General features: G+C 57.4%; 20 protein-coding genes. 8 read left to right on the top strand and 12 right to left on the bottom strand.

Features of this window, described 5'->3' with window-relative positions; genetic code table 11:
• Nucleotide 1: 1 nt before the first annotated feature.
• The 5 genes from CK228_RS24880 to CK228_RS24860 all read right to left on the bottom strand — a co-directional run bounded on the left by CK228_RS24880 (nt 2) and on the right by CK228_RS24860 (nt 4,175).
• Nucleotides 2-322, bottom strand: coding sequence for a DUF982 domain-containing protein (locus CK228_RS24880; protein WP_095789579.1), 321 nt, complete (start codon nt 320-322; stop codon nt 2-4).
• Nucleotides 323-757: 435 nt separating this feature from the next.
• Nucleotides 758-961 (bottom strand): CsbD family protein, encoded by a 204-nt coding sequence (locus CK228_RS24875; RefSeq protein WP_095776116.1) that lies wholly within the window; start codon nt 959-961, stop codon nt 758-760.
• 475 nt (nt 962-1,436) lie between these two features.
• The gene (locus tag CK228_RS35400; RefSeq protein WP_179296042.1) at nt 1,437-1,592 is read right to left on the bottom strand and encodes a hypothetical protein; all 156 of its coding nucleotides are present in this window, start codon (nt 1,590-1,592) and stop codon (nt 1,437-1,439) included.
• 91 nt (nt 1,593-1,683) lie between these two features.
• Complete coding sequence (locus tag CK228_RS24865; RefSeq protein WP_095789577.1) at nt 1,684-2,598, bottom strand: plasmid partitioning protein RepB C-terminal domain-containing protein; 915 nt, start codon at nt 2,596-2,598, stop codon at nt 1,684-1,686.
• A gap of 14 nt (nt 2,599-2,612) precedes the next feature.
• Nucleotides 2,613-4,175, bottom strand: a complete 1,563-nt coding sequence (locus CK228_RS24860; protein ID WP_095789576.1) for a recombinase family protein — start codon at nt 4,173-4,175, stop codon at nt 2,613-2,615.
• A 218-nt stretch (nt 4,176-4,393) separates the two neighbouring features.
• Here CK228_RS24860 and CK228_RS24855 point away from each other — a divergent pair, with 218 nt between their 5' ends.
• Nucleotides 4,394-4,711 carry a YMGG-like glycine zipper-containing protein gene (locus tag CK228_RS24855; protein WP_095789575.1) on the top strand — a complete coding sequence of 106 codons (318 nt, stop codon included), beginning with the start codon at nt 4,394-4,396 and terminating at the stop codon, nt 4,709-4,711.
• Here CK228_RS24855 and CK228_RS24850 read toward each other — a convergent pair.
• Nucleotides 4,705-5,334 carry a methyltransferase domain-containing protein gene (locus CK228_RS24850; RefSeq protein ID WP_095789659.1) on the bottom strand — a complete coding sequence of 210 codons (630 nt, stop codon included), beginning with the start codon at nt 5,332-5,334 and terminating at the stop codon, nt 4,705-4,707. The genes CK228_RS24855 and CK228_RS24850 overlap by 7 nt on opposite strands.
• 449 nt (nt 5,335-5,783) lie before the next feature.
• Between CK228_RS24850 and CK228_RS35395 the strand changes: the two genes are divergently transcribed.
• From CK228_RS35395 to CK228_RS24840, 3 genes are all read left to right on the top strand, one after another.
• On the top strand, nt 5,784-6,212 hold the full coding sequence (locus CK228_RS35395) for a hypothetical protein (protein WP_179296029.1): 429 nt from the start codon (nt 5,784-5,786) through the stop codon (nt 6,210-6,212).
• Nucleotides 6,193-6,660 carry a DUF2231 domain-containing protein gene (locus CK228_RS24845; protein WP_095789574.1) on the top strand — a complete coding sequence of 156 codons (468 nt, stop codon included), beginning with the start codon at nt 6,193-6,195 and terminating at the stop codon, nt 6,658-6,660. Before CK228_RS35395 ends, CK228_RS24845 begins: the two co-directional genes overlap by 20 nt.
• An 818-nt stretch (nt 6,661-7,478) precedes the next feature.
• Complete coding sequence (locus tag CK228_RS24840; RefSeq protein ID WP_095789573.1) at nt 7,479-8,036, top strand: group 1 truncated hemoglobin; 558 nt, start codon at nt 7,479-7,481, stop codon at nt 8,034-8,036.
• Between the two features lie 361 nt (nt 8,037-8,397).
• Here CK228_RS24840 and CK228_RS24835 read toward each other — a convergent pair whose 3' ends face one another.
• Nucleotides 8,398-10,509: a catalase gene (locus tag CK228_RS24835; protein WP_095789572.1), complete on the bottom strand. Its 2,112-nt coding sequence runs from the start codon at nt 10,507-10,509 to the stop codon at nt 8,398-8,400.
• Nucleotides 10,510-11,212: 703 nt separating this feature from the next.
• Between CK228_RS24835 and CK228_RS24830 the strand changes: the two genes are divergently transcribed.
• Together CK228_RS24830 and CK228_RS24825 are read left to right on the top strand one after the other, a co-directional pair.
• Nucleotides 11,213-11,956 (top strand): DUF4142 domain-containing protein, encoded by a 744-nt coding sequence (locus CK228_RS24830; protein WP_095789571.1) that lies wholly within the window; start codon nt 11,213-11,215, stop codon nt 11,954-11,956.
• Nucleotides 11,957-11,977: 21 nt separating this feature from the next.
• The gene (locus tag CK228_RS24825) at nt 11,978-12,574 is read left to right on the top strand and encodes a hypothetical protein (protein ID WP_095789570.1); all 597 of its coding nucleotides are present in this window, start codon (nt 11,978-11,980) and stop codon (nt 12,572-12,574) included.
• 74 nt (nt 12,575-12,648) lie between these two features.
• Here CK228_RS24825 and xth read toward each other — a convergent pair whose 3' ends face one another.
• Nucleotides 12,649-13,431, bottom strand: a complete 783-nt coding sequence (gene xth / locus CK228_RS24820; protein ID WP_095789569.1) for an exodeoxyribonuclease III — start codon at nt 13,429-13,431, stop codon at nt 12,649-12,651.
• A gap of 77 nt (nt 13,432-13,508) precedes the next feature.
• Here xth and CK228_RS35920 point away from each other — a divergent pair, with 77 nt between their 5' ends.
• Nucleotides 13,509-13,658 (top strand): hypothetical protein, encoded by a 150-nt coding sequence (locus tag CK228_RS35920; protein WP_185973342.1) that lies wholly within the window; start codon nt 13,509-13,511, stop codon nt 13,656-13,658.
• 741 nt (nt 13,659-14,399) lie between these two features.
• Here the strand turns inward: CK228_RS35920 and CK228_RS24805 are convergent.
• Nucleotides 14,400-14,972, bottom strand: a complete 573-nt coding sequence (locus CK228_RS24805) for an NADPH-dependent FMN reductase (RefSeq protein ID WP_095776108.1) — start codon at nt 14,970-14,972, stop codon at nt 14,400-14,402.
• Nucleotides 14,973-16,315: 1,343 nt separating this feature from the next.
• On the opposite strand from CK228_RS24805, the gene CK228_RS35390 reads away from it, so the two are divergent.
• A complete protein-coding gene (locus CK228_RS35390) occupies nt 16,316-16,489 on the top strand; it encodes a hypothetical protein (RefSeq protein WP_179296041.1) in 174 nt (57 codons plus the stop codon).
• Nucleotides 16,490-16,656: 167 nt separating this feature from the next.
• On the opposite strand, the gene CK228_RS24800 is transcribed toward CK228_RS35390, so the two are convergent.
• The 3 genes from CK228_RS24800 to CK228_RS24790 form a co-directional block, all read right to left on the bottom strand.
• Nucleotides 16,657-17,607, bottom strand: coding sequence for a hypothetical protein (locus CK228_RS24800; protein WP_245437892.1), 951 nt, complete (start codon nt 17,605-17,607; stop codon nt 16,657-16,659).
• A 593-nt stretch (nt 17,608-18,200) separates the two neighbouring features.
• The gene (locus CK228_RS24795) at nt 18,201-20,267 is read right to left on the bottom strand and encodes an FkbM family methyltransferase (protein ID WP_142887678.1); all 2,067 of its coding nucleotides are present in this window, start codon (nt 20,265-20,267) and stop codon (nt 18,201-18,203) included.
• A 71-nt stretch (nt 20,268-20,338) separates the two neighbouring features.
• Nucleotides 20,339-21,850, bottom strand: a complete 1,512-nt coding sequence (locus CK228_RS24790) for a discoidin domain-containing protein (RefSeq protein WP_179296040.1) — start codon at nt 21,848-21,850, stop codon at nt 20,339-20,341.

The following is a 21,850-nucleotide window of genomic DNA, read 5'->3' as shown; positions in this document are numbered from 1 at the left end:
ACTACCTCCTCCCATGCTCACGTGACCAACCCGCCGCTTCGGCTCCGGCCTTCGGGAACCACCCAGGGGATGCCCCTGTTACTTCTTGATGGATCTTGGCTGTCTTTGCGAATCCACAAAATGCTTGGCGGGCAGCCGAAAGCGGGTAGTCGCTGTCGAACGCTCTCTGGCAGGCGCGAAGAGCGGTTTGGTAGACAGCACCCCGTCTCTCCTTTGGCCACTCGTAGAGGAATTCCAGGGCGTCCTCGAGATCAGCAATTTCCTGTACCAGATTGCCGCCGCCGTTTACGAAAACAGGGCTGTCGAAAATCCGATCGTTCATAGGATCCTCCAAGTCGAACGAACAACTGAGTTTTTGATGCTGGCGCACCTTACGGTGAACGCCCGACGGCGATATGGGTCTAAGGATTTTGGCCGTCAAGATCGGTCAAAACGGGCCTCAAAAAAATTGGCGCGACCGTTTCCACCTCCGCAACCATCCTGCGGCCGTCTGGTGGCGGGCTCGCCGCCTTGCCGCATCCAATGTTGGATGAGCTACGTCTGAAGCTTGATCATGCCGCTTCAAGTGCCTTGATTGCCACATCGTTGCCGAGCTTGATACTTCCCGGAGCCTTGGCCTGATGGTGGAGGAAGAAATCGCGGTGTCAAAGGATTGCGAGGACTTATTCCATGACCGGCTGGGCTCATTGCAGGTCTCGAACGCGCCCGGCCGGCCGGCAAAGGCCCGCCGCCGCGAAGGAGGCGGCGGGCTATTTTCTTACCAGCCTTGCCTGTTGTACCAGTCGTCGATATCGCGCCGGACACGGTCGCGTTCGATGCCGTAGCGCTCCTGGATCTTACCTTCGAGTTGATCGCGTTTGCCGGCGATGCGATCAAGGTCATCATCAGTGAGTTTCCCCCACTGTTCTTTGACCTTGCCCTTCACCTGTTTCCAATTTCCCTCGACGCGGTTCCAGTCCATCACGACCTCCTTAGTTACAAACAGATCGAACGTCGTTTCGCCACGGAAGTTCCAGGCCACCCCAGGCTGTTGGACCGCAGCGCCGTGTTCGGGGGCCGGGGGCCGGCCCAGCCCTGGATGGGACAACCGCGCAACTATTGGTGTGCGCAAGCCGGCACCTTTCGACAACGCGTTTAACGATTTGAACAAGGTAGCGGGGATTGCGGGATCCTATGCGGGACGATCCTGCTATAATGTCTCATGGCCGTCCGAATAGTGGCTGTCCTGGTGCTTCTTGTGGCCTTCGCCTACGGATTCACAAAACTCGTGGAACGTTATGGTGGCGTTGGACACCGGCCCTCTGGGTGTGAGCAATTCTCTGACTGCCCCCACCCGAACGCCCCGCCTCCTCCCTAGATGTTTGATCCAATGCCAGGTTGAACCACAAGAGAGCACAGCGCCGGCGTGCCGCAGAATAGCCAGACATAACCAGCCGCTATGCTTCGGAGCACCGGATGTCGGACATGCGCATGATGGCCGCGACGACACCCAGAAGAATGCCGAGCATCATGGCGAAAAAGGCCCTGATGATGGTGTTGACACGCCTGCCATTACCCATTTCGAGAACAGGTTGTCGGCGACGTGGTTCCACGAGCACTATCCGCGCACCTTTTCTTCGCGGCGGCCGAGAGCTCGTTTTATAACTAGATGCGGTATTTGCGACTATTCGATCGGGATACTGTTCAGCTCGGGCGAGCGGGCGCTTTTCTGCACGAACTGCGATGGCGGCGGGCCGGTTCGCCTTGAGGTCCACAGCCTGCCGCCAAACTGAGGGAGTTGGAAAATGCCTGGCCACCCGACAACTTGTGAAACTCTTCAAAATTGCCGGGAAAAGTATGAGCCAGGTAGCGCACGACCCTGGAGTTATCCATCAGCCGGTCCAAATAACGGCCGGCCGCCAACAGTTCCAGGCTCACAGAGCCAAGTCGCTCCATAGCGCTCAGAAATTCACTGCTTAGCCTGCTAAGTTCCGGCGTCATCGCGCCCAGTTGGTCTTCAGACACGTTGGCAATCATCGCCGGATAGAAACCCTCGGCCAGCAGCGGACGCGGCGTAAAAGCGATAAGGATCTTGGCATATGTGAATGTGACCCGCTCCATCGCGACCATCAGTCGGGCAATTTCCAACTGCCTGTCGGGGAGCACATACCGCAGCAAGCCGAAGATTTTCACCTTCACAGGGTGGTCTTGAAGGAAATCGAGGACATCCGGGCAAATCCCGCTGACAGGTTGACGGCCTGCATTCTTGCTAGGAAAGGGGTTGCTGGCACGCGGTGCTGCTCCCGGTCTAAACTTCTCGCCTTGCAACCTCTCGGCCAAGGTCTTTGGTATGGTGGCAAGCCCCTCGGACACCAACAACGAGCGAAACCTTTTATCATTCATTATCGGGCGAAGCGCTTCGACCAGGCTGCCCAACCGCTCTTCAGTTTCCACGGCTTCTCTTATGAAATCGCGCTTGCGTCGGCACTCTGCTTCATAGGCTGCCAAGAGCTTGGGCGCGAACAGCTTCAACTTTGACCCTGGTTGATCGGCAGCAATGCTACGGGCGTGTCTCTGGTCGCTGTTTTGCAGAGCATTGTTAGCGGCCTCGCTGGTCATAGGATGCTTCGGACTCACACTATGTTCTCCGCACCTGCACGCTCTGCCAGCATGATGAGGGGGCTGAGCGTGGGAAAAAGGTAGGTGTCCAGTTGTGCGCCATTATTAGCGCGCAGCTTTGATTTGCCGACGATTTCCAATGTAGGAGCAATCAGATAGTCCCGGATGACAAGGTCACCCGGACTCATTCTGATCAGGACGAAAACGTCGGGCAGTAACCGGCGCTTGATGTCCAGCGACCAAAGTGGATATCCGAACACGGAAGCACCGCAACGCGCGATTTCGATCGCCACAGTGAACTCGTCGTTGATCCGGAGAAGGCCGGTTCTTAGGTCATAAGTCGCCTGTCCGCTAGTCCTCTCAATCGCGACCAGCAGGTCATCTATTGCCTTCAAACGCACCGTCTTCAGCCGCTTTTTCGCGGCGATGATCCGGCAATTCCTTGGCAACTGATATCCGATGAATTCGTAGAGTTTCAGAAGGCTTCCGAAACGTGTGTAATAGAGGCTAGCTGCGGGGCACTCGGGTGCAGCGTCAATAATCGCGGTCGACAAGGCGCCACGGCGCGCCAAGACCTTCTTGAGCGCAGCCAGCATCTCGTCATTGTTCATGCGCAAATAGAGCGTCTTTTGGATGAGTTGCGCCCGCTTGAATAGCTTGCGGTCAACAATCGGCTCGAATGCACCCTCCATTCGCACCCACTGGTCGGGAGGATTGTCTACCCCCTTGCCTCTGAGCTTACAGGAACGCCGGTTCCAGACACTGTTGCCAATGTACGTTTCATTAGTCAGAAGCCTACGCACGCTTTCCCGCTTCCAAGGGCGTCCAAGGTCCGACATCACGCCACGCCTGTTCAACAGCCTAGCGATTTCAAGCTCTGTCCGGTGCGTTTTGACGAAGTGGCTGAAAATCCACTGTACCGTCGCGATCTCGTCCGGCGGTCCGGGCACCAAGATTACTCGGTCGGTGTGCACGCTCTTCTGTTCGCGATTTGAAAGGATGAATTTGGGGCGGCCCGAATGGTCGACCAGCAGGCGTCGTAGGCCGAGACCCGGCTTACCACCCTGGCGGAACCCCATCCGTATCAGCCTTGCCTGGCCGATGAACACCTTTTGCGAGAGCATGCGACTGTGCTCGGCCGCCATGCTGCGTTTGATGGCCTTAAGAACATCAGAGCCGACGCTGCCGTCGTTCATGAATTGCTCGGCGCAGAATTCGATCCGCACGCCGGCCATATGGCAACGGTATTCGTAGGAGGCGCTTTCATCTATGTTCTGAAATCGCCCCCAGCGGCTGACATCATAGACAACGATGGTTTCGAAATCGGCACGCCCGCTCTCCACATCGGCCAGCAAGCGTTGAAGGCCAAGGCGTCCGCCCAAATTAAGGCCACTGCGACCAGCGTCCTCGTAAGTGGCGACGATCTCGTAGCCCATCACATCGGCATAGTCGCGGATGGCATCTTTCTGGTTGTCGATCGAGTGGGTCTGATGGTCTTTCGACATGCGCAGATATTGGGCCGCACGCACTACGCGCCTACCCGAAGGAGCTTTTGGGATAGTTACAACCTCGTCCATCGCTTGCGCTCCCGCCAATCGGACATGGTAACGATCTTCGGCCTGAGGTTTGGTTCAAAATACCTCTCTAGTTTATGTCGAATGCCCGGCTTTTCTTGTTGGTCTTCAACTGTCGGTAAACGCTGACTCACTTCGTGAGAGCGCGTGCCCCCGTTCCGCCGCAATGCGGCCTCACGGGACGATCGATAGGGATTTCAGACGTTTAAGGGAGACCTCAAATGACCTTTCACAAAGCCATAGCCGCCGTGCTGATGACCGCGGCACTTGCCGGCTGCCAGTCGCAGACCGAAGGCCAGCAACGGGCCACGACCGGTGCCCTGGTCGGCGGCGCCGGCGGCGCTCTCGTCGGCCAGGCGATCGGCGGCAACACCAAGAGCACGGTCATTGGAGCGGCCAGCGGCGCGCTGCTCGGCGCCGTCGTCGGCTCCGCCACCACCCCGCAGCGCCGCGGCGAGGAAATGTGCCGCTACCAGGACCGCTACGGCCGCATCTACACCGCGCCCTGCGACGATCGCTACTACAACGGCAATTATTGAGGCGCCGCTGGCTCCTTCTTTGCGAAGGCCCAGACCATTAGCGGGTATTCCTCGTCGTTGCTGAGGTCCCGCCACAGGCCGTAGGCGCGTACCGGGCCACCGATGTGAGCCCGGGCGCACGCTTTGTTGCCCCAGCCATCCACCTTGACGTTTTCTTCGGCAAAACCGCCCTCGACCATCAGCTGCTTGAGGCCGGCGGGTGTCCATCTGTTGTAGTCGTGCGGCCGGGCATGGACCCTGAATAGGAAGGGCGTCGCTACCATCGCCCAGCCGCCGGGCCTGGTCATGGCGTGGATGTTCTGGGCCGCGGCCAGCGGCCGCTGCACGTGTTCCAGCACCTGGTCGGCAATGACGATCGAATATTGTTGCTCGGTGCGGTCCTTGCAGATGTCGAAGGCCGGGAAATCGACCGAGCGGTAGTTGGGGCACATCGCTCGCCAGTAGCGGTTCCAGCCTGGTGAGATCTCGATGACGTGGGAGGCCTTGCGGTTGCCGGCTTCGAGAAAGACAGTGAAGGCCTCGATCTGGCGGATCCGCAGCCAGTTGCGGGAATCATAGCCGAGCAGGCGTTTGGCCACCTGTTTGCCGCGGGTTTTCAGGGTGCCGGCAAGGCTTGTCGTCATCAGATCGACCTCCTCCAAGCCCGCCGTGAAAACAGCCTAGCCCAGGCAAATGGGCAAAAGATGACAGAACAGCCGATCTCTCCAAGAGCGCCAGGAGGAGATCAGCAAAGGCGCGAATAGCCTACTGAACCGTCATCTGTTTGCGCCGTTCCCACGGCCGATCGAGCGCTCCAGCCAATGGCCGCGGTTGGCCGTCCTGGCTTCCATTCCGACCCGGGTATAATCCTGCGCTGTATTTCGGCCAGTCGACCGCATAGTTCCTGATCATCCATTCCCCGAGATCGACACCGCAGTCTACGGCTCCTTGATCTGTGACATTAGCCGTCTCTAAAAGTTGATGCGAGCGCCAGGTTGGTGCCCTCCATCGCCTGGCGAAGATCGGGCCTCAGTTCAGCCTGCGCTCTCTCCGCCAGAGGAATGTGGGCTTTCGACATTAAGGGGGAGCAGCGATGGTCGACAAGCCGGAAACGACTTACCTGGTAAGCGTCTTCGAGAAGCCGCACTGGCGCACCGTTCTGACCACCAAGGACAAGCAGAAAGCGTTCGATACGGCGAAGGGGAGCGGCAACGAGTGCGGTGCAGGAGATCACACCGAATCCCAAGAAGCGCTAGGAAGTGTGGACAGTTATCTGACCCTAGAATTGAAGCGGCGACGTTATGACGGCGATAGAGCAGCCAGGCAGCCCAGGAACGGTGCGGCACACGTAGCGGCCGCTATCGTCGTCGACGCAGTGAAGCCACCGACAGCACTGGATTTATGGAACATCCCCCCAAGGCCCGCGTTCCATATAGGTTCGGTTGATGCTGCACGAATCTTTTGGATTGTGCACTTTTTGCGCCCTGCTGTGGAGACGTCGCATGACCAACAACCCGCGTAGCACGGCAAGCATTGCCGGCCATCCGATCCACCCGATGCTGATTCCGTTTCCGATAGCCTTCTTCGTAGCGACCTTTGTTTGCGATTTGATCTTCTGGCGAACGGCCAATCCGGCGTGGGTGGCCGGTTCACTCTGGCTTCTTGGGGCAGGCCTGATTATGGCTGCGCTGGCCGCTCTTGCCGGCCTGACGGACGTGTTCGGTGACGTTCAAATCCGCAATCTTCGGGAAGCTTGGCTTCACGCCGGCGGCAATGTGGTTGTTGTCCTGATCGAGGTATACAACTGGTATTCGCGTTATGCCCATGGCGAGGCGGCGGTGGTGCCCACTGGACTGCTCCTGTCATTGATCGTGGTGCTCATCATGCTGTTCACCGGCTGGATGGGTTGGGAAATGGTCTACCGGCGTCGCGTAGGTGTCGCCGACGACGGCTCAGGTGAGGTGCGCTGATCGCCTGGCGTCATCGCGATTTCGAGACATTCAATCGTGATGTCGGCCGAAGAGCCTCGTGGTCAGTTGTGGCGCATCTCCCGCAGTGTTCCTCAATCGGCCTCGGGCGAAATACCAAGCTCTCCGGCACCTGTTGCCATGACACGTTGTCGATCTGCATAAGTCCCACTTGATTCGGTATAACCGGTGGACTCGCAACATTTGCGCCGTGCATGCCAATGCCAGCAGCAAATGGCACTGGAACGAGAATGGGTCTAAGGCCCGCTTGGTGTGCAACGCGAGAACCGCCGTTATTAATCGCACGCGTTTCCGCCCCTGCGACGCTCCTACGATCGCCTCGGCCCATCGTCCACATAAGGCCTCAATCTTGTCAGGCCGAGACCGAACATCGGATAGAGGGAGCCGGCGGAGAAGTCTCAGGAGAAGGCGGCGGCAAAGCCGGGGCCGATTTATTTACTCTGAGCTTTTATTCCCGCCGGATCGCAGTTGACGTTCCCGAAGACGATCTCTGGCTGGTACTTGTGGTGATGCTGCATGTATGGGGGCCGGGCGGCCTACGGTCCCACTTCACAGGAGAGATCCTGACCCACGCATTATCGAGATCGTAGCTGCGGCGCGGCTTCTCGCCATCATAGTGCCGGAAATGTTCGGCCCGCGGGTACCTCTTTCTGTTATATTAGCCAATGCTCATGTTGACGAAGCCGTTGGCTGCGCCAAGTTCTTCTGACGGGCAAAGAGCATCAAATGACCGAAACGACTTCATTGAAGCCACCGGACAAGCTGCAGCTTGCCCTGGCGTAGCAGGGAGGAGATTAGAGATGAAAACGGCTATCCCAACCTCTTTTACAAGACGGGGCGTCGTCACTGTTGCTGTGTTGGGCGCGGCCGCCGCGTCGACCGCAATATTGCCAGCTCACAATGCGCTGGCGCAGACCAAGCAAACCACGCCTGAGAAAAGTCTATATGAACGGCTGGGTGGCGTGTTCGCCATAGCTGCCGTGGTGGACTACTTCAGCGACGCCGTCGTGAAGAATCCCATTGTCGGCCAGAAGTCCAAGAACCCGCAGCTACGGGAATGGCACACTAAGAATCTCGAACGGCTGCCCGGTCTTAAGTTCATGCGGACACTTTGGGTCTGCGACGTTTCGGGCGGGCCCTACAAGTTTGTGGCCACCAGGCCGGGCTCGACGCCACTCGGCCTTGAGGAAGCCCATCGCCGCCTGAAAATCTCGCCCCCGGAATTCGATGAGGTCGCAGCGGAGCTCGGGCGCACGTTGGACCATTTCAAGATTGCCAAGCCCGAGAAGGACGAAGTGCTGGCAGCCTTCGCCGCGCACAAAGACGAGGTTACCGCCGGCTACCGCGAAAAGGGCTGAAGAGGCTCGCCCAACACGCGCTTGCGCACCTTCATCGCCTGCCTTGTCGGAAAGGGCTGCTTTGCTCGTAGAAGTCCCGGCCTGCCTGGAAATGTGTACAGTCATCTGAGCCGACCAGCCTCGGAAGAGGGAAGTGTCGCATCTCTAACCGCATTACTAAATAGATGCTACAATGTAAAGTTGCATAACATACATTATGGAACCATTTTTTATTATTTTAAATCAAGTAGTTGTCTCAGTATCGCGGCTTATCTTTGTGTAGATTGGCACGCTGACCAAAACCCACCAGACCCAGACCATCGCTATGCTGATGCTGCGGCGGGCATCTTTTTCGCGTGCGGTGGCGTTCTTCGCTATTGTCCTAAACTTTTACGCTGGCCTCCCTCGCCCAAAGCCGCAGCTTTCTGCAGGATTCAACATACGCGTCCACGGCGTCCGCGTCCGTCAATGGTACGAGGCCTTCATCGGCGGCGGAGTCAACGCCAGCTTTCATAAGCAAAGGCAATGCCCCTGGCGTGAACCCGATGAATTTGCAGTGCGCAAACGCGTCTGCCACGAAATCCCGCGCCGCCGCTTCCCTCGTCAGCAGTTCCGCACCTTCTTCCGTTAACAGCAGAGCAACCGAGTCAAAGAGCACCGACGGCCCGCCATCCACAATGTGCCTGGCGACGATCGTAGTGTCATCGTCGGCGACTACGTTGCCTGCTTTCAGCGCGATCACCTCCATTGTTGCTCCCTCCGCCTCTAGGGCCGCTTGCAGCGCGGTGAAAAGAGCAGCATCCATACCATTGCTGACGAGCACACCGACCTTGCGTCCTTCAAAACTGTCAGGGCCATTTTCTATGATGCTCAAGGCAGGAGACGGCTCCAGATCCTTTCGCGGTGTCACGGCAGCGTCCGCCGCCTTAGGCATGTCGGCGATGCCAAGTTTGTCCGCCACCGTCTGTGCCAAGCCCTCATCAATGTTGAGGAGATGAGCAATCATTCGCTCTCGGATAACCGGTGCCTCGACCTTGCTCAGTTCGAACGCGAGGGCCATTGCGATGTGGCGCTGCTCGGTAGAACTCTGGCTGTTGAAGAACTGGATTGCCTGGCTGTAATGATCCGCGAAACTTTCGGGGCGCAGTCTCACCTTTTGGCCGTCCTCGCCGTCGGCAAAGGATCGGAATCCTCGGTCAGGTGACTCCCTGGGCCCTTCACCAAAGGAGTTCGGTTGGTAGTTGGCCCGTCCTGTGGGGTTGTGCATCGCCATGTGCCCGTCCTGCTGGAAATGATGGAAGGGACATTTCGGTGCATTGATAGGCAGGTGGGTGAAGTTGGAACTTCCAAGGCGCTTCAATTGGGTGTCCAGGTAGGAGAAATTCCTGCCCTGCAAAAGAGGGTCGTTGCTGAAGTCGACGCCGGGAGGGACATTCTGCGTCATAAACGCGACCTGCTCCGTCTCGGCAAAGAAATTGTCGGGCATCCGGTCAAGGACCAATCGGCCAACGGGGATCGGTGGAAGGACTTCTTCGGGGATCAGCTTTGTCGCATCGAGGACATCGAAGTCGAAACCGTCCGCAAACTCCTGGTCAAAGAGCTGGACGCAGAGCTCCCATTCCGGGAAATTGCCCGACTTTATCGCGTCCCAAAGATCCCGGCGGTGGAAGTCCGGATCGGCGCCGTTGATTTTCACGGCTTCGTTCCACATGACAGACTGCATGCCGAGCTTTGGTTTCCAGATGAATTTCACGAAAGTGGATTCATCTGACGCATTGACCAGCCTGAATGTGTGAACGCCGAAACCCTGCATAAAGCGGAATGAGCGTGGGATAGCACGATCCGACATCACCCACATGACCATGTGCATCGATTCCGGCGTCAGGCTGATAAAATCCCAAAATGTATCGTGTGCCGACTGCGCTTGCGGAAATCCCCTGTCTGGCTCAGGCTTCACGGAGTGGATCACATCGGGAAATTTGATGGCGTCCTGAATAAAGAAAACTGGGATGTTGTTGCCGACGATGTCCCAATTTCCTTCCTGCGTGTAGAGCTTGACCGCGAATCCCCGCACATCGCGAGCCAAGTCGAATGAGCCCTTGCTTCCTGCGACGGTGGAAAATCTCACGAACGCCGGTGTCTTCTCGCCGGCGCGCTGGAAAATATCCGCGCGCGTGTATTTGGCTAGCGATTTGTAGGTCTCGAAGAAACCGTGCGCGCCATATCCACGCGCATGCACCACCCGCTCGGGGATGCGTTCATGATCGAAATGAAAAATCTTCTCTCGGAAATGGAAATCCTCGATGAGAGTTGGCCCGCGCGCGCCGACCTTGAGAGAGTTCTGGTCGTCGGCGATTGGGCTTCCCTGCGCGGTGGTCAGGGCCTTGTCGCTGCTTCCAGCAAGTTGGTGTAGCTCTCCACCCTCCCCTCTTACAAGGGTCTGATCATGGATGGTTGCAGTATTGATCTTCTTGGTCGTCGCCCTGCGCGCCATATGGTCCTCCTTGAGGGAACAGTTTCACTGAACAAGCTGCTCAGCAACCAGCGCAGAAGCGACAGGTTCCGCCCGAAACTGCGAGTTGTCGGATTTCTTTAATTGGACTGATGACGAAGGGATTTGAGGGCAGCTGCCGTCACTGCGCGGTTAGCGACCGTTGGCGCGCTACACGCGGAGGAGTTAGCTTGCGCGGTTCTTAATGGGCGATCGGTCATTGCGAACGCGTGCAGGGGCACGGCAAAGAACGCCGCCCTCGATCTACTGATGGCAACGCGACGCTTTCGCCTCGCTGAAACGGGACCGCGTAACTGCTCCTGGCTAGTGCAGCTGGCGCGGCACGAACCATGGCAGGTTCAACCGGGGAAGGCGGCATAAAGCATCACGCTCACCGAAATCTCACCGGGGCTTTCCAAGTCAGCGCATAACGCTTCCCGGCTAGCCTGACATGAGGTGCGGGTCGGCACTCGTCTTCCGCGCTGCTCCCTGTAATGCGGGCCAGCTTCGATATCGGTATTCGACCTGTCTGCCATGACATCATCCATGTGAAGGACCTGGCAACCGTCTCTCCAACCTAAAGTCTCGATCGGGGGCGTAAAGCACCCCACTCGCTTAACAATCGGCCCGAGCGTTTTTCCATTGGAACCAAGCAAAGTCCGGGAGGTTTGCCTGTCATCGTCATCGCCAACAAGGGAGTAGCTGCATGAGAAATTCTTTTCGCCTGGCGTCTCTATCGCTCGCCACCTCACTGGCGTTTGCATTGCCGTCGCTCGCCGCCGAAACCGCGCAAGACTTCGTAACCAAGGCCGCGATTGGCGGAATGTTCGAAGTCCAGTCGAGTAAGGTCGTCCAAGACAAGATTCAGGATCAGACGCTCAAGGATTTCGCCCAGAAGATGATCTCCGATCATGGGGCTGCCAATGCTAAGCTCGAAAGCATCGCCGGCGAGCAGAAACTGCAGGTGCCTGCCGACCTCGATGCTTCTCACAAGACCGACGTCGACAAGCTAAAATCAGCCCCAGCACCGGTCGATAGGCCGTATGCGGACTTGCAGAAGGCGGCGCATGCCGATGCAGTCAGTCTATTCGAGACGTACGCGAAGGATGGCGACAATCCCGCCCTGAAAGCCTTCGCATCGGAGACGTTGCCCACGCTGAAGATGCATCAGGACATGATCCAGAAGCTTGCAACCAGGGCCCCTGCCGGCGAGAGCACCACGCCTGCGGTCACAAGCAGCGGCGCCAACAATCCCGCAGCTCCTGTTCCCGGCGCTAACAGCTTCACGGAAGGCCAGGCAAAGAGCGCGATCGAGAAGGCCGGTTATGCCGACGTCTCTGCTCTGAAGAAGGACGACAAGGGCATCTGGCGGGGAACGGCGAGCAAGGACGGCAAGTCCACCCCAGTCGCTCTCGACTATCAGGGCAACGTCGTTGCCGGCACTCAGTAATCAGAAACAAAGGACAATGAGATGCAAACCATAACAGGATTGTTCGACAACTATGACGATGCCAACGATGCCATGGGCGAACTTGTTGCAACGGGCGTGCCTCGCGATGAGATCAGCATCGTGGCCAACAACGCGACCGGGTGGTACAAAGCCGACGAAACCGAGGCCGGTGAGGATGCGGCCGCCGGAGCTGGCCTGGGCGCCGTTATTGGCGGCGCCGGCGGCCTGGCGACTGGCCTCGGGTTGATGGCCATTCCGGGCCTTGGCCCTGTCGTTGCCGCAGGATGGCTGGCGGCCACCGCTGTCGGCGCGGTCGGTGGCGCCGTGGTCGGTGGGGCAGCTGGCGGCATTATCGGGGCTATGACGAAGGCAGGTGTCCCGGAAAACGATGCCCATGTTTATGCGGAGGGTGTCCGTCGCGGTGGAACGATGGTCACGGCCAGGGTCGAGGATAACCTCGCCCCGAATGCCGAACAGATCCTCAAGCAATACAACTCCGTCGACATCGCTGACAGACGCTCTGAGTACGAAGCCAGCGGCTGGACCGGTTTCGATCCAGAGGCCGACGTCTACCCTGAGGAAGACCTCCGCCGGGTCGGACGCGGGCGCGATCTCTGATGTAAACCGCGGGGCGGCGAAAGCCGCCCTGTCCTTCTCTTCGATCCGATCGATCTACCCGAGCGCCTAAGCGGCTAGCGACCCTTGAGGTCGACCCAGGCGGGAGCATGGTCGCTTGGTTTCTCCCATCCGCGCAATTCAACATCGACGCCAGCTGCGTGAATCCGGCTGGAAAGCGCCGGACTCACCAGAAGATGATCCATGCGCAAGCCGGAGCTGCGATCGTAACCGCCCTGGTAGGAGAAATTCCAGTAGGTGTAGATGCCTTTTTCCGGATGCATTGTGCGTACGGCGTCGACCCATCCGCTGGCCAACATGTCAGCATATGCCTTGCGACTCTCGGGGAAATACACCGCGTCTCCAACCCAGCGCTGCGGCACCACCGCGTCTATTGGGGTTGGGACGACATTGTAGTCGCCACACAGAACCGTCGCCACGTTTTCCTGGAGCAGCAGGTGTCCGTGGGCAATCAGACGGTCGAACCATCTAAGCTTGTACTCGAATTTTGGTCCCGGCGCCGGATTGCCGTTTGGCAGATAAAGACAGCCGACGATCAGACCATCGACCTCGGCCTCGAGATAGCGGCTGTGCGTGTCGTCCGGGTCGCCCGGCAGACCGCGTCGCCGTTCCAGGGGCACTCGTCCGCGAGCCAGGATGGCAACACCGTTGTATGATTTCTGACCGTGCCAGATCGCGCCGAAACCGGCGTCCTCGATTGCGTTGACCGGGAATTTCTCGTCCGATGTCTTTAATTCCTGCAAACAAACGATTTCGGCAGGGGTTTGGGACAGCCATTTCAGCAGCACAGACAGCCGACCGTTTACACCATTCACATTGAACGTTGACACACGGGTCATTGTCGATCGCATTGCGCCACCTATTGTGTTGATCTCGGGGGTGGATGACGTCGCCGCATGATATCGATAAGGCTGCTATGAAGATCATCCCAATTTTCAATTATGTCTTTGTCGGTAATGCCTTCTGCCTCTGCTTCAATTACGAGCCGTTTCGCGAGTTCCGTTATGACGGCATTGTCCACGCGCCGGCCATCAAGCAGACCGTTTCTCTCCATCCACAGGTGTAAAAAGCGAACGGCGCGCTGACATATCACTTTGGCGCTCCCGAATTCTCGATCGCATAGACAACAATTCGCCAGAGGCTTTCCCTCTCTCCATTCCACCTAGGCAGAAAGTTGACGCCGCGCGTGTTCATTTATTCATAAGCTCATGCACGCTTTTCCGTTCCGGTTGTCGTGGCGAGTGCCGGAGACGTTGCAAAAGTTGCTCCCGCGCGACTGGCGAAATTCCATTCCTGTCGACAGGAGCGCTGCCTACGCTAGATCGTTGGCGAGGGCTCTCGAGAGGGTCAGACAACCAGAAAGAAGGCTAAACCTGAAGATGCTCGAGCCGCGTTGAAGGGCTGGGCATTCTTCGCCGTTCTCATGGCCGGCATCTTTGGCGTGGCCCATGCCTTAATCGAAGTGTAAGTGACTAACGATCCCGTCCGGTTAGCATTCCATCCTTCCAGTCACACCGACCGTGGCCCGGCGCCTGGGGACGATCATTTCACAACTGCTTCAACCCGCGTAGCGCATCCCGCGCGTCGGCTCGCGCCTCGCTTGCTTCCGGATAGACGGCATAGGCCGGATAGTTGAATTCCCGGGCGCGCCTTCCACGACCTCCAGCTGCCCCGCCTCGATATGGGAAGCTGCGGCGCCCATGTACCTTCCGCCGGCGGCAAGGATGTACTTCAGCACGAGCGGACCAAGACCGACCATCAATCCCGGTCCTCCGAAGGCAGAGGAACTGGTACCATTCTGGCGACGTCAGGCGTCTTTAGGAAGCACCTGAAGTACCCGTGCAATGAACATATGGAACTCCGCCATGTAGTTGCGCAAAAACTGCTCGGTGGATTCAACCGTCACTTCGCCGCTATCCGTGATCAGGCCCGGCGTGAACTGTATATAGGCTTCCGGGGCATTCATTTGCGGCGAATTGCAAAAGCTCAGCACGCTCCGCAGGTTCTGCTGGGCCACGGCGGTTCCGATAGTGCCGGGCGAGGTCCCAATGACGGCCGAGGGCTTGCGAGCGAAGGAATTCTTTCCATAAGGGCGGCTTGCCCAGTCGATCGCGTTCTTCAGCCCGCCTGGGATCGAGCGGTTATACTCGGGTGTTATGAAAAGCACTGCCTCCACAGCGGCGATGGAGTCTTTGAAAGTGCGCGCGACAGGTGGAAAGTCGGCATCGTAGTCGTAGCTATAGAGCGGCAAATCCTTGAAGGAAATCTCCGACATCTCAAGCTCTGGCGGGGCGAGCTGAACGAGTGCTTTTGCAAGCTTGCGATTGATCGAGGCATTGGCGAGGCTGCCGATCAGGTAGCCGACCTTATGCGTGGTCATGAAGCCCTCCGGCGTTTCCCACCGACCCAACCAGCAGTATCCGCTTAATCAAGGGTAGGAGCCAGTAAAATTTCGTCAGGTGTCCAAAGCCAATCACAAGCTTTGGATATCAATCTTGGCCGGGCAGGCAAGGCATTCGCCACGTCGGCGTGCTCGGCGATATGGCAGTCATACCGGTCAAATGCCCCGTTGACGGCGACCCTTTTTAACCAGCAATCATATCCCGCGGACGGCCACCTCGATACGTTCTTGTGGATTGTGCTAATCGCCGGCCTCCTGTGGCTGGGGTCGCTGCGCTTAAACGCAAGCCATTGATCCGGTCACTCTCCTGGCCGGAAACATGGATCGGCCCGCTCCGTCGCTGGCACTTCCGATTACGGCAAACCCATAAGTTGACTCAGTGCGGTTTCTGCAGGCGCGGGCGCGCAGGCTTGGACGCCGATGCTTCCTCGGTTCTTCGCGGCCATAGTGATGGTTAGCGTATGGACCCACTGGGGAATGCCGGATAGCCGCGATGGTTGGCGTAAGCAAGATTTCGCGCGTTTGCAGGTCCAGCGCCCCCGCTTGCGGCCTTTTCTATACTGAGCGATACTCTTTGGGGAAAGCTTGGGTTGTTGGGGGTGAACTATGCCAATTTACGACGTCGCAGAGATGTGCCTCGATCGAATTGTTAGATCGAAGGCAATCGAAGCATGTAGTCCAGACGCGGCTGCATTGATCATGAATTCACGCAGGTCAATCTCCCAAAAATGGGAGACAGATTGGATCCGCGTGACTGACGAAAATGGTGGGCGAGTATTCGCGTACACAATCGCCGATGATGGGGCCGACGATCCCTGTGTGTGATGCGCGGCGGACCTGAAAAGCGGGCCGTCCGTCGGGCGCCATTCCGGGCAGCCTGCAACGGAATTGCCCAGTTCAACGATTGGATGACGTGGCAACAACTCGCCGGGCAAGACCCCAGCCACCTTTAGCCCGGCGAGCCTGCTGCCTAATCAGGAGCGTGATCAGGCCCGGGATGACCCGGTGCCTGGTCCAATGCAAGATCGCTGCCAGCGCCCCTGTCCCGAAATGGGACGGCAACGCCATGTCGAGTGCCTTGTGTTTGTTTTGGTGGTCAACACCACGGTGCGCCAGTGCGCCTTGTCGAAGACATTGACCAGTAGGTCGTCAGGCTTGTCGGTCATTAATGGCCCCCCTCCTTCATATGCATGCTTCGCGCATATTTGCATTGGCGCATACGTCGACCAGCCGGCGGGCCGTGCTCACAAACAGCCCGTCGGTTATTCCCGGCTCCTATTCACATCCCAATCTATAGGCATCGGGCCGCATGGAGGACCGTCATGGAAGCAGTTGGCCTTTACCGGTGCCCAGGAATTCCACCATTTGCCTGCATCGTCGAGCGGGCCAAGGCTAGTTACATCAGCCAGGACGCCTACAGATCCGGCGGCTACAAGCCAGACTTCGACGCGTTGCCTTGGGAGGCTGAGTACAGGGCCGCAAAGCAAAAAGCCTAGGAGGGAAGCTCGGTTTTGGCGGCAGGCTTAACCGAAGCCCGCCCCTTTGCCGTCGAGCGATGCGGGCTACGGACGCGCGTTCGCACGAGCTTTTCATCACGAAGCCTTTGCCTCCTGCTGGTTCCCGTGCGGTCTCCGGAGATGACGGGTGGCGGGTTTGCTGCTGATCAGACTATGCGCAACAGCTCGCGCAGGCGGACTGGCAATCTCGGCGAAGCCTGCAACTCAACACAGCTCGCCTCCCAGCGCTGCAGATACTCGGCAATCGGGATACCGGTACGACCGGGCCAGCGATTGAGTGAGCCCAGTGCCTCGACGCAGTCTGGTGCGCGGTCGTATTCGGCGAGGATGGTCACCGACATCGCCTGGGCGAAAGGATTGAGGCCCGGTGTTTCGATTTCGCTGCGATTGTCCGCAAACCACGCCTCGGCGTTGCCCGTGAGCGCTTGGCTGTCGGCCAGCGTGGTATAGCCTCGGATGATGTTCTGGCGATACCCGGCAATGGCATCGCCGAAGGCGTTGTCGCCGGCGAAGGGCGGGTTCTGCTTCCAGTCCATCGCCAGGCGGCCCAGCCCGCGCAGCGAGAAGGCTTCGACCATCGCTTCCTCGAGCCACTGGCAGGGTGGTGACGGCTTGGCCTCGGCCTGCCAGCTGTTGGCCGTGACGTGGCCGAGCTCATGCCCGAACTGGTAGGCAAGCTTCGACCAGTCGCGCTCGCCAATATCCACAATGATCCACGCCATGGTGCTGCCGTCCGGATGCAGCCAGACGGACGGTGGGCCTGACGTATGCTCGTCGACGCGAAGCCGGGTCGGCTGGCGATCGGAGACCAGGCGGACGCCATCCAGGCAGGCGTGCCGCATGCGCTCTACGACTTGCTCAGCTGCGCGCGGCAGCATGTGGCCCCAGTTGCCTGCGAGTTCGATGGGGGCGGAGAGAAGGGAGGTGGCGGTAGGATAAGGCGATGTGGTGGCCGCGCCGCTCGTGCCCCAACCACCTGACTGAGTCAGCGTCGCAGGGGCTAGGCTTCCGGCTGCTGAGCCCGCAAACAGGGTAACGAAATCCCGTCGCCGCATTTCGATTCCTGATGTCCGATCCATCATAATGAGGAGCATCATGTGAAAATCACAGAGCGTGTCCGTGAGTGGGAACGCGCACTTCGACCTCAGGGTTCCACACTGTTTGACTAGGCAAGCCGAAAGCACGAGGTGTCACGCCCTGGGCAGAGCTGAGCTACTCCCAAGGATCACCTCGGAACGGCGCGCCGATGGGCAGCTGATAGCAGACGGATGGTGCAGTCCCATTCAGGATGGAACGCGTAGCCGCGTGTCTTCATCCCGGCTCCGGACGTGAGCCTTTTTGATAAGTCGCGCTATCGACGTGCCGGGCGGATAGTGATGGACGTGGAGCACTAGGCCCGTCGCCGAGCTTTTGCTGCTCGACCTTCTATACCCGGACACCCGTTCCATTTGAGCCGCCGCCATCGCGATCGTCAGCTCGCGGGCTTTCGGATAGCGCTCGCGCACGATCGCGCCAAGCCATTGGCGGAGACCTGCGAGACTGCCTCCAGACCGCCCCATCCTTGCCCGCGCCCATCGAGCTCCGAGCCGACCAACTCTCACTTTTGCCGAATCCCGCTCGCAATGCGAATTATGTTGTGACGGGACTCTTAAGTTCGCCAGCTGTCGCAGCGCCTACCGCACTGGAAGCCCTACCATTCTGTTGAAGGTGGGAACTGCCGCACCTGCTCGGTGAGTCCCCACTCGGAACAGATTACCGAGAGCTTCCATTTGCTCGCAACATCCAATTGCGCAATGCGTTCCTGCCGGACAGTAAACCACGCATCTAATTCTACGACGTCGCCATCGAAGTGGTCGACGGGCGAAATTCTTCGCAGAACTAATCCGAATCCGTCGAGCAACATTACAAGATCATGAAAAAGTCTCTGCTTCTCGTAAATCGGATATAGGTGTGCTTCCAACTGCAAGCCCAAGCATCCGCTGAGCAGATCCCCAAATCCTTTGATAATTTCAAATTCCGTTCCTTGCGTGTCTATTTTGATAACATCAGGCGGCGGGACTTCGCCGGCTAGAAATAATTCTAAATAGGGTTTCACCTCGACATCAATATTCGACCTTATATCAAACGCCGGTCTCACCGAATATCGATCGAGGAACGTTCGGTTAGGCAAACGCGTCGACGAGCAACCACTACTTTTGGTCAAATACAAAGTCGATATACCAGAGGCTTCGCCGAGAGCACTCTGAATTACCACGACCTCCGCAAACCTGTTCGAGCTTTTCCTAAGTTCAACTGCCCTTGCCGGGTTTGGTTCGAACATCACCGCAACAATGCGATCCTCAACTTTTGACCATGACTGCTGAAGGCCACCGGCCGCTCCGATATCCGCTACCACGAGGTGTTTGCCAAGATCTAGATCGCGCCCCGACCGACTAGTCCACGACCTCCAGCTGTCGGCGGTTCTCACTTCGGGTCTTGCAGGCACAGATGCTGGAACTGAAGCGTCGATCATGTTGAGGAATCTGTCCGGAACAATCGCAAAACCACCTTTGAAACTTTGAGACGTGTTGGCACGATCTATTCTTAATCGGGATAAATCATCGGAAAAATCGAAGTCTCCTATGAGAGACGCATTAACTTCTTCAAGAGAATATGGAAACATTTTTCTTATAAACTCATCTTCGCTAAGTCTAAATTGCGTACCATGGCCCGTCCCCAACGAACTTTCCGCCCATTGAATAGACTGAGTTTTTCGCAAATTTTCGAGCGCCAGGTTTCGATCCATAGCTTTAAGATGAAAGAGGAACAGGCTTCTGTTTACCAGTTGAGGGTACTGGCAACTATGAAATCCCGGATCCCACGTCAGTGGAATCCTAGAGATTAGAGGTTTACAATAATCTGCAGCAAATCGAACGTACCGCCTTTGAGACAATATCGGGCGACTTAGGTTGATATTCGGCTCCACGTTCTGCAGATGCTGCACCTCGACTCCAAGGGCAGTGACAAACTGGTCACACTGCCGCCCCACGAAATCGACGAGTCCGGCAAACAGCGCTGGATCCGGAATCAATATCTCATCAACGTCCGAGAATATCACCGCGTCGTAGTAGCAGAGCAAACTCGCTTGAAATCTGCTTACAAATGCCGATCTTTGGTACTCATCAAATTTGTCTCGAGGGACACGAACGGTATTTGCACGTCCTAAGTTATTTGTACTCCCATCGTCCGAGCCGTGGTCTAGAACGAATAGGTTTTCTTCACCGACGGCCCGCCCGTAGTGCCGTCGCCAGATTGGCAGGAACACTCTCTCGTTGTATACCATCGTAACCGCGGCGATCTTTAGCTGCTTTGCCACGTCAGGTTCGCGAAGCGTGAACCTCTCCCACGCGCCGCATTCCGTGCGCGAAAGAGTGATCCGCCCATCAGATTCTGCACTGAGAAAGGCGCCTAGCGCCTTGAGTGCAATCTGACCTCCGTCAAGACGCACCACTTCAAGAACGGTTGAAGTTGCGGTAGTTCCCGCTCCCAACGGCCCTACAATAGACCAGGAATGGTTGGTTGAGCAGGCTATCGGGTGAAGCGTCGTCAATACGACGTGCATGATTTGGGCGCGCGGTCCATCAAACACGAGTCTCGCATTCGGCGGGCTGATTGCGGGGGAGCCGTGCCGCAACTCACCTGTCGTCGGATCAACATTCAGAACGGTTCCGTGCGTCGTGAACACACGCATCGGCGATCCTGGTTGTTCTGTCGGCACGCCATCCTCCGATACCTAGCAGTTCATTCGGCCCTCTTCCTACTTCAAATTGGTCCTTCTCGGAATCGAGTTTAGCACTGGAAGTGGCCATAGACTTCGACTTCCGATAAGTGCAGATACTCCCTTCGTGGAATCGAAATCCGCACGAAGCGGATCAGGACCGGTTCCTCGGCGCTCCACAGCAATGGGCGGCCGCTGCTGCACCCGCCAAAGACCTGCCCGGGCTCGGTGCGGAAGAGCAACGTCCATCGCTCTCCATCTGTTGATCCCTCCACAATCAGTGGCGAGGCTCGTCGCTGCATCCACTCTGGAATATTGTCACGATTGAATATCCTAATAGCTAACACTTGAGCTAGCTGTTCAAGGTCAACCATCCACCACGGATTTTCGGTATTGTTAGTGTGAAATCCCAGCACTTTCGCTGGATTTCCGTTTGCGGCATTCCCCGCGTCTTCCTCCACGGTGCGGCCATTGGACCATTGACTCACGGAACTTTGAGTGGCTCGCTTGTTAAGCGCGAGATTCGGCAGCGACAGGTCTATGCGCGGTTGCGCCTCAAGCTCGCGGACCGGCTGGTAGCCCCGCAGTCTACCAACTTCGAGATAGTGGTGCAGCGGATCCTCGAACCACCCTTCGCTTATCTCCATTGCGGCGTCGATGTATCGGTGCGCGTACCAGACGGAGTCGAAGGTGATGGCAGACCCCTGCGCCGCCCTCGTCGGCAAGCCGTTGTCGTAATTCTCCCTCGGCACACGCAGGAAAGGAGCGGCGGTCTTCAGCAGCGCGACCTGATTGCGCGATATTTCTTTCCATCTGCCTGATATCCGTTGGTGATATTCCAGGCTCTGTTCCTCAGGCAATCCATAGTTCAACGGAAATAGAAAGTATCTATAGCGAATGTCGTCAACCGGCAGCAGATCGATCTCGCGATGGTGCGCTGGATTGTAGAAACCACTGAGTGGAAGAAAGATCGTCTGCGCTCGGGAAAGCCACGCCGCTAACCAGGAGAACGTACTGACCGCAACGACAATGTTCTTTGCGGAACGAATCAAATCGAAGTCCGCCCTAGGCCCTTGGCTGTCGTAAAATATAGCTTTCGGGAAGCGAGATTTAAGCTGTCGTACGTACTCTGAATCGGCGAGCTGTCCGGCAAACACCGGGTTTAGCCCTGTCGAAGCGATCACATCCTCATAAAACTCTATTGGAAGGAGTGGATAGTGGGGTACACCCTGAAGAATTTCAGCGGTACGAACATTAATCAGCAAGTCACTTTCGCCGATTTTCCGCGAGGGGGGGCTGTAAGGGAAAAGCGGTTGATAGACGTGAGGCGGCTCAAGGAACTCCATCCTCTGCAGATGGTCGGCCATCATTATGCGGACCGACTCGCTCCGGTTCGCAAGAACGCAAATCTCATTAATGTGAGGCCGGAAAGCGTCCCAGGTCCATAGATCAATATTATCAAAAAAGTGTTCATTCTGCGTATCGTCGGGAATTTCCAGATCCCACTCCGGAATCGAAACGTTAACAATGCTACAATTCGCAATCCGGTTAGATATTGTTAGAGCACCCATATACTGGATCAT

Source organism: Mesorhizobium sp. WSM4312, assembly GCF_002294875.1.
In the GTDB taxonomy this organism is placed as follows: Bacteria; Pseudomonadota; Alphaproteobacteria; order Rhizobiales; family Rhizobiaceae; genus Mesorhizobium.
Note: the sequence above shows the minus strand (reverse complement) of the source record. Positions and strands in the feature narration are given on the sequence as shown.

What these genes read in the sequence shown, in the direction of transcription:
- CK228_RS24880 (WP_095789579.1), bottom strand. Translation starts at nt 322, where the DNA reads ATGAACGATCGGATTTTCGACAGCCCTGTTTTCGTAAACGGCGGCGGC.
- CK228_RS24875 (WP_095776116.1), bottom strand. Translation starts at nt 961, where the DNA reads ATGGACTGGAACCGCGTCGAGGGAAATTGGAAACAGGTGAAGGGCAAG.
- CK228_RS24865 (WP_095789577.1), bottom strand. Translation starts at nt 2,598, where the DNA reads ATGACCAGCGAGGCCGCTAACAATGCTCTGCAAAACAGCGACCAGAGA.
- CK228_RS24860 (WP_095789576.1), bottom strand. Translation starts at nt 4,175, where the DNA reads ATGGACGAGGTTGTAACTATCCCAAAAGCTCCTTCGGGTAGGCGCGTA.
- CK228_RS24855 (WP_095789575.1), top strand. Translation starts at nt 4,394, where the DNA reads ATGACCTTTCACAAAGCCATAGCCGCCGTGCTGATGACCGCGGCACTT.
- CK228_RS24850 (WP_095789659.1), bottom strand. Translation starts at nt 5,334, where the DNA reads ATGACGACAAGCCTTGCCGGCACCCTGAAAACCCGCGGCAAACAGGTG.
- CK228_RS35395 (WP_179296029.1), top strand. Translation starts at nt 5,784, where the DNA reads ATGGTCGACAAGCCGGAAACGACTTACCTGGTAAGCGTCTTCGAGAAG.
- CK228_RS24845 (WP_095789574.1), top strand. Translation starts at nt 6,193, where the DNA reads ATGACCAACAACCCGCGTAGCACGGCAAGCATTGCCGGCCATCCGATC.
- CK228_RS24840 (WP_095789573.1), top strand. Translation starts at nt 7,479, where the DNA reads ATGAAAACGGCTATCCCAACCTCTTTTACAAGACGGGGCGTCGTCACT.
- CK228_RS24835 (WP_095789572.1), bottom strand. Translation starts at nt 10,509, where the DNA reads ATGGCGCGCAGGGCGACGACCAAGAAGATCAATACTGCAACCATCCAT.
- CK228_RS24830 (WP_095789571.1), top strand. Translation starts at nt 11,213, where the DNA reads ATGAGAAATTCTTTTCGCCTGGCGTCTCTATCGCTCGCCACCTCACTG.
- CK228_RS24825 (WP_095789570.1), top strand. Translation starts at nt 11,978, where the DNA reads ATGCAAACCATAACAGGATTGTTCGACAACTATGACGATGCCAACGAT.
- xth (WP_095789569.1), bottom strand. Translation starts at nt 13,431, where the DNA reads ATGACCCGTGTGTCAACGTTCAATGTGAATGGTGTAAACGGTCGGCTG.
- CK228_RS35920 (WP_185973342.1), top strand. Translation starts at nt 13,509, where the DNA reads ATGAAGATCATCCCAATTTTCAATTATGTCTTTGTCGGTAATGCCTTC.
- CK228_RS24805 (WP_095776108.1), bottom strand. Translation starts at nt 14,972, where the DNA reads ATGACCACGCATAAGGTCGGCTACCTGATCGGCAGCCTCGCCAATGCC.
- CK228_RS35390 (WP_179296041.1), top strand. Translation starts at nt 16,316, where the DNA reads ATGGAAGCAGTTGGCCTTTACCGGTGCCCAGGAATTCCACCATTTGCC.
- CK228_RS24800 (WP_245437892.1), bottom strand. Translation starts at nt 17,607, where the DNA reads ATGATGCTCCTCATTATGATGGATCGGACATCAGGAATCGAAATGCGG.
- CK228_RS24790 (WP_179296040.1), bottom strand. Translation starts at nt 21,850, where the DNA reads ATGATCCAGTATATGGGTGCTCTAACAATATCTAACCGGATTGCGAAT.